A 16,441-nucleotide genomic window follows, 5' to 3' on the forward strand; every position below is an offset into this window, starting at 1 on the left:
TTCGCGTTTTGCGTTTTGCTCCTGGGATCAGAGCTTTTCGGTCAGCTCCGGCACCGCCTGGAACAAGTCGGCAACCAGGCCATAGTCGGCGACCTGGAAAATCGGCGCCTCTTCGTCCTTGTTGATCGCGACGATGATCTTGGAGTCCTTCATGCCCGCCAGGTGCTGGATCGCGCCCGAGATGCCGACGGCGATGTAGAGATCGGGGGCGACAACCTTGCCGGTCTGGCCGACCTGCCAGTCGTTCGGCGCATAGCCTGAATCGACCGCCGCGCGCGAGGCGCCAACGGCGGCACCCAGCTTGTCGGCAAGTGCCTCGATCAGCTTGAAGTCCTCTTCGGAGCCGACGCCGCGGCCGCCGGAGACAACCACCCCGGCCGAGGTCAGCTCGGGGCGGTCGCTTGCGGCCACCTTGTCCTCGACCCAGGACGACAGGCCAGGGTTCTCGGCCGCCGAAATAGTCTCGACCGAAGCGGAACCGCCGTCGCCAGCCGCGTCGAAGGTGGAGGTGCGGAAGGTGATCACCTTCTTGGCGTCCGACGACTTCACCACCTGGATCGCGTTGCCCGCGTAGATCGGGCGCTCGAAGGTGTCGGCGTCGACCACCGCAGTCACGTCCGACAGCACCATCACGTCCAGCAGAGCCGCAACCCGGGGCAGGATGTTCTTGGCGTCGGTGGTCGCGGGCGCCACCACGTGGCTGTAGTCCGAGGCCAGCGCGGCGATCAGCGCCGCGGTGGGCTCCGCCAGTCGGTGGCCGAGGCTTGCGTCCTCGGCAACCAGCACCTTGGCAACGCCGTCGATCTTGGCGGCGGCTTCACCGGCAGCGGCGGCGGAAGCGCCTGCGGCCAGTACGGTCACGTCACCCAGGGATTTGGCGGCGGTCACCGCCTTGGCGGTGGCGTCCAGCGCCAGCTCGCCATTGGTCACTTCGGCAAGGAGAAGAACAGCCATCACACAGCCCCCGCTTCTTTGAGTTTCGCCACCAGCTCGTCCACCGAGCCGACCACGATGCCGGCGGAGCGCGCTTCGGGCTCCTTGGTCTCAACCACCGTCAGGCGCGGCGCGGCGTCGACGCCGTAGTCGGCGGCGGTCTTCTCGTCGAGCGGTTTCTTCTTTGCCTTCATGATGTTCGGCAGCGACGCATAGCGCGGCTCGTTGAGGCGCAGGTCGACCGAGATGATGGCGGGCATCTTCACGCTGATGGTCTGCAGGCCGCCGTCGACCTCGCGGGTGACCTTGGCATTCTCACCGTCGATCTCCACGTCAGAGGCGAAGGTTGCCTGGCTCCAGCCCAAGAGGGCGGACAGCATCTGGCCGGTGGCGTTCATGTCGTTGTCGATCGCCTGCTTGCCGCAGAGCACCAGGCCCGGCTGCTCTTCCTCGACCACCTTGGCGAGGATCTTGGCCACCGCCAGCGGCTCGATGTCCTGATGCACGTCGTCAGCGGCCACCACCAGGATGGCGCGGTCGGCGCCCATCGCCAGCGCGGTGCGCAGGGTTTCCTGCGCTTGCTTGACGCCGATCGACACCGCGATCACCTCATCGGCCTTGCCGGCCTCCTTCAGGCGGATCGCCTCTTCGACGGCAATTTCGTCGAAAGGGTTCATCGACATCTTGACGTTGGCGAGATCGACACCGCTGCCGTCCGCTTTCACGCGGACCTTCACGTTGTAGTCAATCACGCGTTTGACAGGCACGAGTACCTTCATTTTGCGTTCTCTCCTTAACAAACGGCAAGCCGCCCGAAGGCGACTCTCCTCCATGCTCTCGCTGCGTTGATACCGGCTGGGGTGGCGCTGCAACAGGGCAAAATCGTCACGTTAGCGCACGCCGACGTCGCGTTTGCAGCTTTGGACCCACATCTTTGCAAGAATGTTTCCCAGCGTAAATCAGCCGCATGGCACTGCCGGCGGCGGACGCTGCAAGGGGAAAAACCGGGCAGGAGAGGTCCGGCGCGAATCGGCGCCGGGCAGGGCGCGGCGGGTTCAGCGGTTGGCGCCAGGCACCCAAAGCACGTCGTCCTTGCCGCCGTTGTTGGCGGTGCGGGCGGCGACAAAGAACCAGTCGCTGAGCCGGTTCAGGTATTTCACCGTGGCCGGGTTCACGTCCTCGATGGTGCTAAGCTCGGTCGCCAGACGCTCGGCACGGCGCGCCACAGTGCGGCAGATGTGCAGCTGGGCCGAGAGCCGCGAGCCTCCCGGCAGGATGAAGCTGCGCAGGGGCTCCAGCCCCTTGTTCATCGCGTCGATCTCGCCCTCGAGCCGGTCCACCTGGGCGGCGGCGATGCGCAGCGGCGGGTAGTCGGCTTTGGCGTCCTTCTCCATGTCCGGGCGGCAGAGGTCGGCGCCGAGATCGAAGAGGTCGTTCTGAACGCGGGCAAGGGCTGCGTCCATTTCAGCTTCCGCCTCCAGCCGGGCCGCGCCGACAAAGGCATTTAGCTCGTCCGCGGTGCCATAAGCGCTGACCCGGGCCGAATGCTTGGCGACCCGCTCGCCATTGCCAAGCGCGGTGTCGCCCTTGTCGCCGGTGCGCGTGTAGATCTTGTTCAGGACCACCATGGCGCCTTATCCTCCCTGGCTGCGAAGGTAGATGTAGGCCAGGATCAGCACCACTGCAATGAATTGGAGCAGGATGCGCAACCGCATCATCTTGTTCGCGTATTTCTGGTTGAACGTGCCGCCCTTGCCGAAGCCGCCGATGCCGATCACCAGAACGGCAATGGTGGCAAGGACCGCAAGCACGGCGATGTAGTATAACGGATCGGTCATCGTGTCCCCCAAGTGTCTCCCAAGCCAGGCTGGCGTGGCGGGCTGGTTTGCAGGTTGGCGTGTAGCCTGCCGGGCGCGCGGATGCGACCGGGAATCGCGCTATTGCAGCCGGGCCAGGATGCGGTCAATTGCCCGCGTGCTGAGCAGGCGGCGCAACGCACCCGCGATATGGGTGGGCGTGGTCACATAGTAGCGCGGCCGGGGCCTGCGGGATTCGCAGGCGCGGGCCAGCTTGGCGGTAACGGCGGCGGCGGGCAGCTCGAAACGGTCCGGGCCGCTGCTGTGGTAGAGCCGGTCGAGCAGCCCTGCTTCGTAGCGTGCACGCAGGGGTGAGGCTTTCCAGTCGACGAAGCGTTCAAAATAGGGGATGGATTTTTCCCGGATCTTTGAGGTGACCGGGCCGGGCTCGATCAGAACCAGGTGGATGCCGCTGCCGCGCAGCTCTACCCGCAGAGTGTCGGTCAGCCCTTCCAGCGCGTATTTGGTGGCCACATAGGCGCCGCGCCAAGGGAAGGAGACCAAACCGAGGATCGAGGAGTTCTGCACGATCCGCCCATGCCCCTGCGCCCGCATCACCGGGATCACCCGCCGGGTGAGCTCGTGCCAGCCGAAGAAATTTGCCTCGAAAATGGTGCGCAGCGCCGCGGTTGGCAGGTCTTCCACCGCGCCGGGCAGCCCGTGGGCGCCGTTGTTGAACAACACGTCGAGAGTGCCGCCGGTGGCCTCCAGTACCTCCGCGAGGCCCGTTTCGATGCTGCTGGGGTCGGTATAGTCAATGCGCGGGCTGTGAAAGCCCTCGGCGCGCATCCGGTCGCAGTCGCGCTGCTGGCGGCAGGAGGCAAAGACTTTCCAGCCGCGCTCCCGCATGCCCCGGGCCGCGTCCAGGCCGATGCCGGAAGAACAGCCGGTAATCAGGATGGTTTTCTGCATGAAGCGCCCTTGTGCTGCGGCGGCCCGGCAACCGGGCCTCGCGCAGACTTATGGGGCTTAATCGCTGACCAGGGAAGCGGCAATCCAGCCGACCTGGCCCTGGGACGGCACCCGCAGGTGCAGCCAGCCGCGGCCATCGTTCTCAAAGACCACAACTTCGTCGCCGCGGTTGAGCTGGGACAGCACCGGGTAATTGGTGCCCGGCCCAAGACGCATGTTGACGCGGGTGGCAGTGATCTGGCGGACGTCTTCGGCAGGGCTGGTGTCAGCCTGCTCCATTGCGGCGTCCTGCGGTTCAGGCTGGGCTTCAAGCACGGCATCGTCTGCCGTGGCGGAGGCTTTCACCGGTTGCAGCCCGGACAGCCCGGCATCGAGCGAGGCCAGCTGCACCATGGCCTGCTGCTCTCCCGCTGGCGGGAAGGCGGTGCTGCTGCGGGCAATGGCGGGGCCTGCCGCGGCGATCTGGCGGCGGGCCACCTGGCTGCGCAACCCCGGATCGGCGGCGGGGCGAACGGGGGCGCTGTCTGTCAGCGCGACACGGGTCACCAGCGAATCTGCGTTAACCTGAGTGCGGCCGACCGGCGCCGGATCCGGATCATGGGAAAACGCGGTCTTGGCAATATCCACCGCAGCGGACGGGCCTTGCCGCGGCTCGAAATCCGCGCCCCCGCTCATTTCGTAGAAAGTCCAGCCCAGAATAAGAAACGATGCGATCACAAGACGCGGCATTACACTAACCCCCCACGGAACAGCTGAAAAAAACCTGCAAATTCAAAGGCGCTAGCGATGCGCCCTGCTGGATACCCTACGCACAGGCCTGCTGTATTGTTCCGCCTTGCGGTTAAATTAGTGCGATTGCGGTGAGGGGAAACCACGCTTCGTGCCCGCCCGGCGCGGCTTTTGCGCGTTGCGCGCCAAGGCGCGCGGGCGCCGGACGGGCTTGTGCGAATTTCGCGCGCGCCCGCTTTACCAATTTCAACGCGGACAGTATCACGCTTGCCATGAGCGACCTGGAAGATCACCACGACATCCCCGCATCTCCTGAAAACGGAGAGATCCTGGAACCGTTGCGCCGCGCCATTGGCGAGCGCTACCTGACCTATGCGCTGAGCACCATCATGCACCGGGCGCTGCCCGATGCGCGTGACGGCCTGAAACCGGTGCACCGGCGCATCCTCTATGCGATGAACCGGCTGCGGCTGTCTTCCACAGGAGGTTTCCTGAAGTCGGCAAAGATTTCCGGCGACACGATGGGCGACTTTCACCCGCATGGCGACGCTGCGATCTATGACGCGATGGCGCGCCTGGCGCAGGATTTTGCGGTCCGCTACCCGCTGGTCGACGGCCAGGGCAACTTCGGCAACATCGACGGCGACAACCCGGCCGCCTCGCGCTACACCGAAGCGCGGATGACCTTCGTCGCCGAGGCGATGCTGGAAGGGCTGAACGAGAACGCGGTCGACTTCCGCGACAACTACGACGGCCGCCTGACCGAACCGTCGGTGCTGCCCGCGACTTTCCCCAATATTCTGGCCAATGGCGCCGCGGGCATCGCGGTGGGCATGGCGACCAACATCCCGCCGCACAACATCGCCGAGCTGATCGACGCCTGCCTGCATCTGATCAAGACGCCGGATGCGCGCGACGACACGCTGCTGAACCACGTGCCGGGACCTGACTTCCCGACCGGCGGCGTCATCGTCGAGCCGAAGGAAAACATCGCCAAGGCCTACCGCACCGGCCGCGGCTCGTTCCGGCTGCGCTGCACCTGGGAGGTCGAGGATCTGGGGCGCGGCCAGTGGCAGGTGGTGGTCACCGAAATCCCCTATCAGGTGCAGAAGTCCAAGCTGATCGAGAAGATCGCCGAGTTGATCCAGACCAAAAAGGTCCCGATCCTCGCTGATGTGCGCGACGAATCCGCCGATGACATCCGCATCATCCTGGAGCCCAAGTCCAAGAACGTGGACCCCGAGCTGCTGATGGGGATGATGTTCCGCAACTCGGACCTGGAGATCCGCTTCAGCCTGAACATGAACGTGCTGATCGACGGCGTCACGCCCAAGGTCTGCTCGATGAAGGAAGTGCTGCGCGCCTTCCTCGATCACCGCCGCGACGTGCTGCAGCGCCGCTCCCAGCACCGGATGGAGAAGATCGACCACCGGCTGGAAGTGCTGAACGGCTTCATCATCGCCTTCCTCAACCTGGACCGGGTGATCGACATCATCCGCTATGACGAGGACCCGAAGGCCGCGCTGATGCGCGAGGGCTGGGGCCATGCGCACCCGCGCGCTATGAGCGAGGACGATTATGTCACGCCCGCCGCCGGCACGGGGGAGCTGAGCGAAGTGCAGGCCGAGGCGATCCTCAACATGCGCCTGCGCAGCTTGCGCAAGCTGGAGGAGATCGAGCTGGTCCGCGAGCGCGATGCGCTGCGCGCCGAACGCGCCGGTCTGGTGGAGCTTCTGGGTTCGGAAGAGCTGCAGTGGACCCGCATCTCCGAACAGCTGAAGGAAACCAAAAAGCAGTTCGGCAAGGGCTACGCCGGCGGCGCCCGCCGCACCCGCTTTGCCGAGGCGGGCGAGGTGGAAGAGGTGCCGCTGGAGGCGATGATCGACCGCGAGCCGATCACCGTCGTGTGCTCTCAGATGGGCTGGATCCGCGCGATGACCGGCCATATCGACCTCACCCGCGAGCTGAAGTTTAAGGACGGCGACGGTGCGCGCTTCGTCTTCCACGCGGAGACCACTGACCGGCTTCTGGTGTTTGGCTCCAACGGGCGGTTCTACACGCTGTCGGCGGCGAATCTGCCGGGCGGCCGCGGCATGGGAGAGCCGCTGCGGCTGATGGTCGACCTGCCCAACGAGGTGGAGATCGTCGACCTGCTCATTCACAATCCCGAAGGCCGGCTGCTGGTCGCCTCCGACGCGGGCAACGGTTTCGTCTGTGCCGAGAAGGAGATCGTCGCCCAGACCCGCGGCGGCAAGCAGGTGCTGAACGTGAAGGACGGCGACCGCGCCAGCATCTGCATCCCGGTCGAGGGCGACCACGTCGCAGTGGTCTCGGAAAACGGCAAGTTCCTGGTGTTCTCGGTCGAGGAAATGCCCGAGCTCACCCGCGGCAAGGGCGTGCGCCTGCAGAAATACCACATGGCCCGCGGCAAACAGGGGGCGCTGGAACTGGACGGCGGCCTGAGCGACGTCACCACCTTCAACTGGGACGACGGGCTGAAGTGGGAAATGGGCGGCGGCAAGACACGGCACGAGAGCGACCTGACGCCCTGGCTGGGCAAACGCGCGGGTGTCGGCAAGCGCCCGCCGCACGGTTTCCCGCGCAACTACAAGTTCAGATAAGGCCTTTCCCCGGCGCCATTCTGTGCCCCGCGTGCCACCGATGCGCGGGGCGCTGATTTTCCTGGCCTTTACCCGCGGTGCAAGGCGGGGCTATCTGTGAGGCTGGAATTAACGGACAAGGACCCGCCATGCTGCGCATGATTGCTTCCCTCGCCGCCCTGGCCCTGCTTGCCGCTTGCGGGGAAACCCGGCTGGACGAGCCGCCCGAGGATCTCGGCGCCTTCAAACCGCGGCTGGCCTATGTATACACCGAAAAAGCGCTGCAATGGCCGATGTCGCGGCAGGCCGATCAATCGGAATGGACCGCGCCGGTCAAGAACGCGCTGGAAACCCGGCTCCGCCGCTACGAAGGCAGCCAGGAATACGACGTGGCGGTGACGCTGGAAGGCTTCATGCTGGCGCCTGCCGGGGTGCCGGTGCTGTTCTCGCCCAAGAGCGTCGCGGTGGTGAATGTCTTTGTCTATGACGTCGCGGCAAAGGAATTCCTCGCCAAGAAACACCAGATGGAGATCTTCGAAAGCACCACGGGCGAAAGCGCGGTGCTGGGCTCGGGCCATGCCCGCAGCAAGGAAGAGCAGATTGCAGGCCTGGCGGTCAATATCGCCGACAAGGTCGAGGAATGGATGGCGGCGCAGCACCGTGAAGAGGGCTGGTTTGCACCGCGCGACGCTGACGCGGCCGCGGAACCCTCCGCAGCGGGCGCAGCGGCGCCGGTCCCATCGGGCTGAGCCTGCGATTTCGGCCTCTGTCAAGCAGGAACGGGTTGATTTTTCCCTGCAAACCAAATAACCCGCCGGCGCAGAGGAAACCGGGTCCATGCTGACCCCTCATTTCAAAAGGGCGCCTGAGGAATGGCTAAGGAAAAGTTTGAGCGTAATAAACCGCACGTCAACATCGGCACCATCGGCCACGTTGACCACGGCAAGACCACGCTGACCGCGGCGATCACCAAATATTTCGGTGACTTCAAAGCCTACGACCAGATCGACGGCGCGCCGGAAGAGAAAGCCCGCGGCATCACCATCTCGACCGCGCACGTCGAGTATGAGACCGAGAACCGCCACTATGCGCACGTCGACTGCCCCGGCCACGCTGACTATGTGAAGAACATGATCACCGGTGCGGCGCAGATGGACGGCGCGATCCTGGTGGTGAACGCAGCCGACGGCCCGATGCCGCAGACCCGCGAGCACATCCTGCTGGGCCGCCAGGTCGGCATCCCGAAGATGGTCGTCTTCATGAACAAGGTGGACCAGGTCGACGACGAAGAGCTGCTGGAGCTCGTCGAGATGGAAATCCGCGAACTGCTGTCCTCCTACGACTACCCGGGCGACGATATCCCGATCATCGCGGGTTCGGCTCTGGCGGCGATGGAAGGCAACAAGCCCGAAATCGGCGAAGAGAAGATCAAGGAGCTGATGGCGGCTGTCGACGACTACATCGACACCCCCGAGCGCGCTGTCGACCAGCCGTTCCTGATGCCGATCGAAGACGTGTTCTCGATCTCCGGCCGCGGCACCGTTGTGACCGGCCGTGTCGAGCGCGGCGTGATCAACGTTGGCGACGAGATCGAAATCGTCGGCATCAACGACACCAAGAAAACCACCTGCACCGGCGTGGAAATGTTCCGCAAGCTGCTGGACCGCGGTGAGGCGGGCGACAACATCGGCGCGCTGCTGCGCGGTGTCGACCGTGATGGCGTTGAGCGCGGCCAGGTGCTCTGCAAGCCGGGCTCGGTGACCCCGCACACCAAGTTCGAAGCCGAGGCCTATATCCTCACCAAGGAAGAAGGCGGCCGCCACACGCCGTTCTTTGCGAACTACCGTCCGCAGTTCTACTTCCGCACCACCGACGTGACCGGCACCGTGACCCTGCCGGAAGGCACCGAGATGGTGATGCCGGGCGACAACCTGAAGTTCGACGTTGAACTGATCGCGCCGATCGCGATGGAGCAGGGCCTGCGCTTCGCCATCCGCGAAGGCGGCCGCACCGTCGGCGCCGGCGTGGTGTCGAAGATCACCGAGTAATTCGCGCCTGCGAGTGTTGAAACCGAAAGGGCGCCACTGCGGCGCCCTTTCTCTTTGCCGCAACCGGAAACCGGCGCGGTTTCCGGACCGTTTTCATTGTATGAAAACGGCACCTGAGGCGAAATTATCGGGTCAGCGGCGGCCGGCCGCGGCGTCTGCGGCGTCGGTGATGGCGTCCAGCGACGCTTCCAGGCTTTGCCGCAAAGCCTCCGCCTCTGCCTCGCTGGGTTTCCTGGGCACCGCATCCGTCCATTCGCGGCACATCAGTGTGCCGCTGGAGAACGGCAGCGGCAGCATCTGGCGGTCCCAGGTGGGCAGTTCGATTACCCGCTTTTCGGCAAAGGCGACGGTGAACACCCGGCAGCCCGTCATCCGCGCCCAGACGATCGGCACGGTGGAGGAGAGCCGCGCCGGTCCGCGCGGCCCGTCGGCGGCGATACCGATCGAGCAGCCCTCTTTGGTGCGCCGCAGCACCTCCCGCGAGAGGGCGACGTGGCGCTTGTGGCTCGACATCGGGATGGTCTCGAACCCCAGCCGCACCAGGATCTGCCCGGCCAGCCGACCCGCCCGCGCCGAGGACGTGAGCGCGCAGATGCGCCCCAGCGATGTGTCGAAGAGATAGGGCGCCATGATCAGCCGCTGGTGCCAGAGCACGAAGATCACCGGCTCGCCGCGGCGCACGCAGGCGTCCATCTCCTCGAAGCCGGTGCGCCGCCAGCGGCTGCTGCGCCAGGCGAATCGCACATAGGCCGCCAGCAAGTCCTCGATGGCGCGGTTGAGGCGCGGGCTGTCGGCGAGTTTCTTTCTCAGGCTCACGGTCTCTGCCTCACGGTCTCAGGTTCACTGTCCCGGGGCTCATGCGCCGGGGCTGTCGCCGCGGCCCCGCGGCCCGGCCCGGCCCGGTCTTACAGCATGTGGGCAGGGAGGCAAAGGCCGGGGGCGGTAAACCGCCCGAGGCGGTACAGAAATCCCGATTTCCCTCTTGCCAGCGCCGCGCGGCTGTCTTAGGACAGGCCGCACCACAGGGGTATAGCTCAGTTGGTAGAGCGACGGTCTCCAAAACCGTAGGTCGCGGGTTCGAACCCTGCTGCCCCTGCCATTTCCCGCTACAGATCAGTCCGGCACGGCCTCGCCGAGGCAAGCAAGGCCCATGCCGTTGCAGCGCTATTGCGCCGCGGCTGAACCGTCCGCGTCCGGCACCGAGAGGTGGTTTGGCAGCAACCCCTGCATATGGCGGTCGTGAGCCATGTCGAAAGCGCATTCCAGGGTGCGGGCAAAGCGGACGGTATCGAACAGCGGCGCGCTGAGGCGGTTCTCTTGCAGCTTGGTGCGGAGTGCGGCGCAGGCCTTCGGGTCCTGGGCCAGAGCAGCGGCGATGCTTTCGTATTCGGCTTCGCTGCCGGCCACCAGTTCGGGCAAGCCTGCCGCCTGCACCAGGCTGGCGCCGACCCGGGCCGCGAACTGGCGGCCGGGCAGGGTGAGCACCGGCAGTCCCGCCCAAAGCGCGTCGCTGGCAGTGGTATGGGCGTTGACCGCGAATGTGTCGAGAAACAGATCCGCTGCCGCGTGCCGGGCCAGGTGCTCTGCCTGCGGCATCCGCGGCGCGAACACCAGCCGCTCCGGGTCGATGCCCTGCGAGGCGGCCGCGCGGCGCAGGTTGGAGACGGAATGCGCCCCGGTGTCCAGCAGCCACAGCACGCTGCCCGGCGCGCCGGCCAGCAGCCGCATCCAGATGCCGAACTCGCGCGGGGTGATCTTGTAGCTGTTGTTGAAACAGCAGAAGACGAAGCCCTCTTCCGGCAGGCCGCAGTCGGCGCGGCTGAAAGCGTGGGGGGAGATCTGGCGGGTGCGGTCGTTGACCTGGTAGCTGCCGGGCAGGCGGATCAGGTGTTCGTCAAAATGCCGCTCGCTGCCAGGCGGGCAGGTGGTGTGGTCGGCAATGAAATAGTCGAAGGCGGCGGTGCCCATGGTGCCGGGATAGCCCAGATAGGACATGTGCAGCGGTGCCAGCCGGGCGCCGAACAGACGCGCGCGGTTGCTACCGGTGTAGCCCTTGAGGTCGATCGCGATATCGAGCTGGTCTGCCTTGGCCGTTTCGATGATCCGGCTGTCGGGCTGCCCGGCGACATCGCGGAACCGGGCCACGTTGTCCTGCACCCGGCTGCGGGCCGCGTCGGCCGGGGCGGTGCCGTAGGAATAGGCGCAGATCTCGAAACGGGCTGCATCGTGCTGCTCGAACAGGCCGCCCATCAGGTGCATGGTGGCATGATCGTGGAAATCGGCGGAGAAATAGCCGATCTTCAGCCGCTCCGGGCGGGAGGCTGCACGGGCGGGCGGTCTCGGCTCGATGGTCTTGAATTGGGAGGCGGCATAGGCCTGGGTGCGCAGACGGAGGAGGTCGGGATTGTCTTCCAGCGTCATCATCACAAAGGCCGCGCATGGGGTTCCCCTGAGGCCCAGGTGGCGGCGGTGGGCGTCATACTCCGCAACCCAGTCCCAGTCATTGAGCTGCGCCAGCATGTGCAGCCGTTGCGACCGTGCCTTGTCGTCCTCGGGGCTCACGGCCAGAGCCCGTCCGAAGCATCCGGCCGCGCGGGCTGTGTTGCCTTCGAGGTTCCAGAGCTGGCCGAGGTTGAAGTGCGCCGCAGCCAGGTTCGGGGCCAGCTCCGCCGCCTTGGCATACTGCGCCTTCGCGTCTTCCTGGCGGCCGAGGCTGCGCAGCGTGTTTGCAAGGTGGAGACGTGTCTGGGCGTTCTCCGGCGCCAGTTCCATGGCTTTTTGCAGAATGGTGGCGGACTCAGAGAAGCGCTCCAGCGCGATCAGTGCGGCGGCCATGTTGTTGAGGGACGGGAGGTGGTCCGCTTCTGCCTCCAGCGCCTTGTGGTGGAGCGCAAGGGCGTCTTCCATCTGGCCGCGGAGCTGGCTGGCATTGCCGAGCGCGCTGAGTGTGTTGGCGGAGCCCGGCTGGATGCCCAGGGCCTTGTTCAGGCAGGTTGCGGCCATGTCCAGATTGCCGGCCTTCAGATGGCAGCGGCCCAGGAAGTCCCACAGGAAATGCGATTGCTGATGCGTTTGCAGCAGCGTGCCGCAGTGTTTGGCGGCGGCCTCGAACCGGCCCGCATTGAATTGGGCGGCGAGCGCCTGCTTGACGGTGGCGGCCGGCTCCTTGGCCTGTGCCACCCTTTGGCGCAGCGCCTCCAGCGCCTGTTTGGCGCGCTGATTCTTGGGGAAGCGGGTGAGGATATCGCCGTAGATCCTGGCGGCGTCCTCCAGCTTGGAGGCGCGTTCGAGGCGTTGAGCTTTGGACATGGAGGCTGCGACAGACATGGGTTTCCGTTTCATGAGACAAGCTTTTGCAATCGCGCCGGCCGGATGCGGCGCCCCAATATTCCCGGCCAGTTTGGCGGCAAATGGATTAAAATTGGATTGACCCCCGCGAGGCGCGGTGCGCCCGGGCCCCGGCGGGGCTTGAATTCGGCGGCGCTTGGCGTTACATCGCGCTGACTGCTAGCAGAGAGACACTCCCCCTTATGGCGACTATCAATCCAGTACAGTTCATCCAGCAGGTCCGCGCCGAAGTGTCCAAGGTCGTTTGGCCGACCCGGCGCGAGGTTCTGCTGACCACGGTGATGGTGTTCATCATGGCGGCATTGACGGCGGTGTTCTTTGCGCTGGTTGATCTGCTGATCCGCTACGGGCTGCAGGGGCTTCTGGGCCTGTTCGGCTGAAGCCGCCGCGGGTCCGGCGGCAAGCGGGGCGGGCAGGGGTTCTGCCACCCTTGATCTTGGCCGCGCGGGGCGGTAGGTGACCCACAGGTTTTGAAGCGGGCGTGCGGCGATTCGGGTTGCACGCCGCTTTTTGTTGGCAAGCGCGGCCGTTCGGCTGCAGGTGGAATTAAGGCGGCGGCGCGGCAGTGCCCGCCCGGCAAGACAAGGACGGTCGGTTCATGGCGAAACGGTGGTATTCGGTCAGCGTTCTTTCGAACTTCGAAAAGAAAATCGCAGAGCAGATCCGCACGTCGGTCGCTGAGCACGGCCTGGAGGACGAGATTGACGAGGTCCTGGTCCCCACCGAAGAAGTGATCGAGATCCGCCGCGGCAAGAAGGTCTCCACCGAGCGCCGCTTCATGCCCGGCTACGTGCTGGTGCATATGGAGATGTCGGACCGCGGTTACCATCTGATCAACTCGATCAACCGCGTCACCGGCTTCCTCGGCCCGCAGGGCCGCCCGATGCCGATGCGCGACGCCGAGGTGCAGGGCATCCTGGGCCGCGTCCAGGAAGGCGAAGAGGCCCCGCGCACGCTGATCCACTTCGAGATCGGCGAAAAGGTCAAGGTCAACGACGGCCCGTTCGAGGATTTCGACGGCATGGTCGAAGAGGTCGACGAGGACAACCAGAAGCTCAAGGTCACCGTCTCGATCTTCGGCCGGGAAACCCCGGTCGAGCTGGATTTCGCACAGGTCACCAAGCAGATGTGATGTGACGCTGCCCGGTCCGGGCAGCACCCCGAGCGTGGGAGGCCGCGGCACCGCGGTGGCAAGGCCAGACCACACAGCAGAGAAGCCCGGAGGACGCGTCCGAAGGGTGTTGGAAAAGGAGAAGGCCAATGGCCAAGAAGCTCGTCGGCACGATGAAGCTGCAAGTGAAAGCCGGTCAGGCAAACCCCAGCCCGCCGGTCGGCCCGGCGCTGGGTCAGCGCGGCATCAACATCATGGAATTCTGCAAGGCGTTCAACGCCAAGACCGCAGATCTGGAGCCCGGCGCGCCGTGCCCGACCGTGATCACCTACTATCAGGACAAGTCCTTCACCATGGACATCAAGACGCCGCCCGCGTCTTACTACCTGAAGAAGGCTGCCAAGATCAAATCCGGCGCGAACAACCCCTCGCGCGAGACTGCCGGCACCGTGACCGCGGCTCAGGTGAAGGAAATCGCCGAAGCCAAGATGAAAGATCTGAACGCCAACGACATCGAAGCGGCGATGCAGATCATCCTGGGCTCCGCCCGCTCCATGGGCATCGAGGTGAAGTAAGATGGCAAAGCTCGGTAAACGCACCCGCGCCGCGCGCGAAGCTTTCGCTGGCAAGGAAAACCTGTCGGTGGAAGAGGCGGTGAGCCTGATCAAGGCCAACGCCAATGCCAAGTTCGACGAAACCGTCGAGATCGCCATGAACCTGGGCGTCGACACCCGCCACGCGGACCAGATGGTGCGCGGCGTAGTCGGCCTGCCGAACGGCACCGGCAAGGCCATGCGCGTTGCGGTCTTCGCCCGCGGCGCCAAGGCGGATGAAGCCAAGGAAGCCGGTGCGGACATCGTCGGCGCCGAGGACCTGATGGAATCCATCCAGGGCGGCAGCATCGATTTCGACCGCTGCATTGCGACCCCGGACATGATGCCCGTCGTCGGCCGTCTGGGTAAGATCCTGGGCCCGCGCAACCTGATGCCGAACCCCAAGGTCGGCACCGTGACTATGGACGTGAAAGCGGCCGTGGAAGCAGCCAAGGGCGGTGAAGTCCAGTTCAAGGCGGAAAAAGGCGGTGTCGTGCACGCAGGCGTCGGCAAAGCCTCCTTCGACGAAGCCAAGCTGGTGGAAAACATCCGCGCCTTCGTGTCGGCCGTGGCCAAGGCCAAGCCGTCGGGTGCCAAGGGTGCCTACATGAAAAAGATCAACCTGTCCTCGACCATGGGTCCGGGCCTGTCGGTCGATGTGGATAACGCCGTCACCGAGTGACCGGTGCGCTGTTGCGGAATTCGGAAAGGGCGGTGCCATGCGGCGCCGCCCTTTTTTTTGTGGCGGCGTCCGCAACCCGTTTTGATCCGGCACGAGGGCAACTGCCGTAGTGCGTGCAGCGCGGGGCCGTGCGCCTCCGGCGCGAGCGCGCGCGCCGAAGATGCGCGGCGGCCTGGGGTCTTGTCCCGTGCCGGTCATCCCTCTTTCCGGCCCCGGCCCCGGCCCCGGCCCTGGCGGGCGTTGCTCCGATTAGCCCTTGGCATCCCCCGGCCGCTGCCCTAAGGAGGGGGGCGAGGTAAAGCGTGCGATTCGTCGTGCGCTTTATTTCATTTCGTCCAAGAAGGTGGGTGGCTGCCGATCAGGCCTTAATTTCCCTCCTGAGACGGGTACAGACCAAGAAGATCGGGGGTTTTCTTCCCTCGGGCGGATTTGGCTCGATCCCGTAAAACGGACCTGAACGCCGGTTCTCCGGAACCGGCAAATGAGAGCCGGGGTGCGCAAGCATCCCAAACTTGGAGAGAACTGTGGATAGAGCCCAGAAAGAGAAAGTGGTCGAGGAACTCGGCCAGATCTTCGAAAGCTCTGGCGTCGTGGTGGTTGCTCACTACGCCGGTCTGACAGTTGCCGAAATGCAGGATCTGCGCGCGCGTGCAAGCGAAGCGGGCGGGTCGGTGCGTGTTGCCAAGAACAGGCTCGCCAAAATCGCCCTTGAGGGTAAGCCGTGTGAGAGCATGGCCGACCTGCTGACAGGGATGACCGTTCTGACCTATTCCGAAGACCCCGTGTCCGCCGCCAAGGTGGCCGAGGCTTTCGCCAAGGATAACAAAAAGTTTGAGATCCTCGGCGGCGCAATGGGTGAGAACGCTCTGGACCGCGCAGGCGTTGAAGCCGTGTCGAAAATGCCGTCCCGCGACGAGCTTATCGCTCAGATCGCAAGCTGCATTGGCGCACCTGCTTCCAACATCGCCGGCGCGATTGGCGCACCTGCAAGCAACATCGCAAGCATCCTTTCGACCATCGAAGAGAAGGCGGAAGCTGCGTAAGCGGTTGGCACTGAATGACTGGCGTGGGGCAAGTCCCGCACGTTGGAACACACATACTGTAAACGGAAAGAGCTGATACAATGGCTGATCTGAAAGCACTCGCAGAAAGCATCGTGGGTCTGACCCTGCTGGAAGCACAAGAACTGAAAACCATCCTGAAGGATGAGTACGGCATCGAGCCCGCAGCCGGCGGCGCAGTTGTCATGGCAGCTGGCGGCGACGCCGGCGGTGCAGCTGAAGAAGAAAAGACCGAATTCGACGTCGTTCTGAAGAACGCCGGCGCGTCCAAGATCAACGTGATCAAGGAAGTCCGCGGCATCACCGGCCTGGGCCTGAAAGAAGCCAAGGAGCTGGTCGAAGCCGGCGGCAAGATCAAAGAAGGCGTGTCCAAGGACGAAGCCGAAGACGTCAAGGCGAAGCTGGAAGCAGCTGGCGCGGAAGTCGAGCTGGCCTAAGCCCGGCATCCGGTGCACTGCTGATGCATCGAGAAATTTGGCTGGGCCCGGGGGTTCCCCGGGTCCAGCCGAACCTGTCTTAAAAAGGGCCTCCGGGGGGAGGTTCTTTTTCAGGCGGAGTTCACAGGATC

17 protein-coding genes and 1 tRNA gene are annotated in these 16,441 nt (G+C 64.9%); 10 read left to right on the forward strand and 8 right to left on the reverse strand.

Annotated elements, in window-relative coordinates; genetic code table 11:
- Positions 1–27: 27 nt before the first annotated feature.
- From ACOHX0_RS08285 to ACOHX0_RS08310, 6 genes are all read right to left on the reverse strand, one after another.
- Positions 28–954 carry an electron transfer flavoprotein subunit alpha/FixB family protein gene (locus ACOHX0_RS08285; RefSeq protein ID WP_420676210.1) on the reverse strand — a complete coding sequence of 309 codons (927 nt, stop codon included), beginning with the start codon at positions 952–954 and terminating at the stop codon, positions 28–30.
- Positions 954–1,712 carry an electron transfer flavoprotein subunit beta/FixA family protein gene (locus ACOHX0_RS08290; RefSeq protein ID WP_420676211.1) on the reverse strand — a complete coding sequence of 253 codons (759 nt, stop codon included), beginning with the start codon at positions 1,710–1,712 and terminating at the stop codon, positions 954–956. The genes ACOHX0_RS08285 and ACOHX0_RS08290 overlap by 1 nt, the downstream gene beginning before the upstream one ends.
- 276 nt (positions 1,713–1,988) lie before the next feature.
- A complete protein-coding gene (locus ACOHX0_RS08295) occupies positions 1,989–2,561 on the reverse strand; it encodes a cob(I)yrinic acid a,c-diamide adenosyltransferase (protein ID WP_420676212.1) in 573 nt (190 codons plus the stop codon).
- A gap of 6 nt (positions 2,562–2,567) precedes the next feature.
- Positions 2,568–2,771 (reverse strand): twin transmembrane helix small protein, encoded by a 204-nt coding sequence (locus ACOHX0_RS08300; protein ID WP_420676213.1) that lies wholly within the window; start codon positions 2,769–2,771, stop codon positions 2,568–2,570.
- 99 nt (positions 2,772–2,870) lie between these two features.
- Positions 2,871–3,701 carry an SDR family NAD(P)-dependent oxidoreductase gene (locus ACOHX0_RS08305; protein WP_420676214.1) on the reverse strand — a complete coding sequence of 277 codons (831 nt, stop codon included), beginning with the start codon at positions 3,699–3,701 and terminating at the stop codon, positions 2,871–2,873.
- 57 nt (positions 3,702–3,758) lie between these two features.
- Positions 3,759–4,430, reverse strand: a complete 672-nt coding sequence (locus ACOHX0_RS08310) for an SH3 domain-containing protein (protein ID WP_420676215.1) — start codon at positions 4,428–4,430, stop codon at positions 3,759–3,761.
- Between the two features lie 272 nt (positions 4,431–4,702).
- Here ACOHX0_RS08310 and ACOHX0_RS08315 point away from each other — a divergent pair, with 272 nt between their 5' ends.
- The 3 genes from ACOHX0_RS08315 to tuf all read left to right on the forward strand — a co-directional run bounded on the left by ACOHX0_RS08315 (position 4,703) and on the right by tuf (position 9,078).
- Positions 4,703–7,051, forward strand: coding sequence for a DNA topoisomerase IV subunit A (locus ACOHX0_RS08315; protein WP_420676216.1), 2,349 nt, complete (start codon positions 4,703–4,705; stop codon positions 7,049–7,051).
- A 128-nt stretch (positions 7,052–7,179) separates the two neighbouring features.
- The gene (locus ACOHX0_RS08320) at positions 7,180–7,779 is read left to right on the forward strand and encodes a hypothetical protein (protein WP_420676217.1); all 600 of its coding nucleotides are present in this window, start codon (positions 7,180–7,182) and stop codon (positions 7,777–7,779) included.
- A 123-nt stretch (positions 7,780–7,902) separates the two neighbouring features.
- Positions 7,903–9,078: an elongation factor Tu gene (gene tuf, locus ACOHX0_RS08325; RefSeq protein ID WP_420676218.1), complete on the forward strand. Its 1,176-nt coding sequence runs from the start codon at positions 7,903–7,905 to the stop codon at positions 9,076–9,078.
- A 132-nt stretch (positions 9,079–9,210) separates the two neighbouring features.
- Here tuf and ACOHX0_RS08330 read toward each other — a convergent pair whose 3' ends face one another.
- The gene (locus ACOHX0_RS08330; protein ID WP_420676219.1) at positions 9,211–9,894 is read right to left on the reverse strand and encodes a lysophospholipid acyltransferase family protein; all 684 of its coding nucleotides are present in this window, start codon (positions 9,892–9,894) and stop codon (positions 9,211–9,213) included.
- Positions 9,895–10,101: 207 nt separating this feature from the next.
- On the opposite strand from ACOHX0_RS08330, the gene ACOHX0_RS08335 reads away from it, so the two are divergent.
- A tRNA-Trp gene (locus tag ACOHX0_RS08335) sits at positions 10,102–10,177 on the forward strand.
- Positions 10,178–10,242: 65 nt separating this feature from the next.
- Here the strand turns inward: ACOHX0_RS08335 and ACOHX0_RS08340 are convergent.
- Positions 10,243–12,387, reverse strand: a complete 2,145-nt coding sequence (locus ACOHX0_RS08340; RefSeq protein WP_420676220.1) for an O-linked N-acetylglucosamine transferase, SPINDLY family protein — start codon at positions 12,385–12,387, stop codon at positions 10,243–10,245.
- Positions 12,388–12,608: 221 nt separating this feature from the next.
- Between ACOHX0_RS08340 and secE the strand changes: the two genes are divergently transcribed.
- The 6 genes from secE (at position 12,609) to rplL (ending at position 16,310) form a co-directional block, all read left to right on the forward strand.
- Entirely contained in the window at positions 12,609–12,806 is a 198-nt protein-coding gene (gene secE, locus ACOHX0_RS08345) for a preprotein translocase subunit SecE (protein ID WP_420676221.1), read from the forward strand.
- A 218-nt stretch (positions 12,807–13,024) separates the two neighbouring features.
- Positions 13,025–13,558 (forward strand): transcription termination/antitermination protein NusG, encoded by a 534-nt coding sequence (nusG, locus tag ACOHX0_RS08350; protein ID WP_420676222.1) that lies wholly within the window; start codon positions 13,025–13,027, stop codon positions 13,556–13,558.
- Between the two features lie 128 nt (positions 13,559–13,686).
- On the forward strand, positions 13,687–14,112 hold the full coding sequence (rplK, locus tag ACOHX0_RS08355) for a 50S ribosomal protein L11 (protein WP_420676223.1): 426 nt from the start codon (positions 13,687–13,689) through the stop codon (positions 14,110–14,112).
- Position 14,113: 1 nt separating this feature from the next.
- Complete coding sequence (gene rplA / locus ACOHX0_RS08360; RefSeq protein WP_420676224.1) at positions 14,114–14,812, forward strand: 50S ribosomal protein L1; 699 nt, start codon at positions 14,114–14,116, stop codon at positions 14,810–14,812.
- Between the two features lie 524 nt (positions 14,813–15,336).
- Positions 15,337–15,855 carry a 50S ribosomal protein L10 gene (gene rplJ / locus ACOHX0_RS08365; protein WP_420676225.1) on the forward strand — a complete coding sequence of 173 codons (519 nt, stop codon included), beginning with the start codon at positions 15,337–15,339 and terminating at the stop codon, positions 15,853–15,855.
- Positions 15,856–15,935: 80 nt separating this feature from the next.
- Entirely contained in the window at positions 15,936–16,310 is a 375-nt protein-coding gene (rplL, locus tag ACOHX0_RS08370) for a 50S ribosomal protein L7/L12 (protein WP_259967561.1), read from the forward strand.
- The last annotated feature ends 131 nt before the right edge of the window (positions 16,311–16,441 follow it).

It is taken from the genome of Cribrihabitans pelagius (assembly GCF_048820915.1).
GTDB lineage: Bacteria > Pseudomonadota > Alphaproteobacteria > Rhodobacterales > Rhodobacteraceae > Cribrihabitans_A > Cribrihabitans_A pelagius.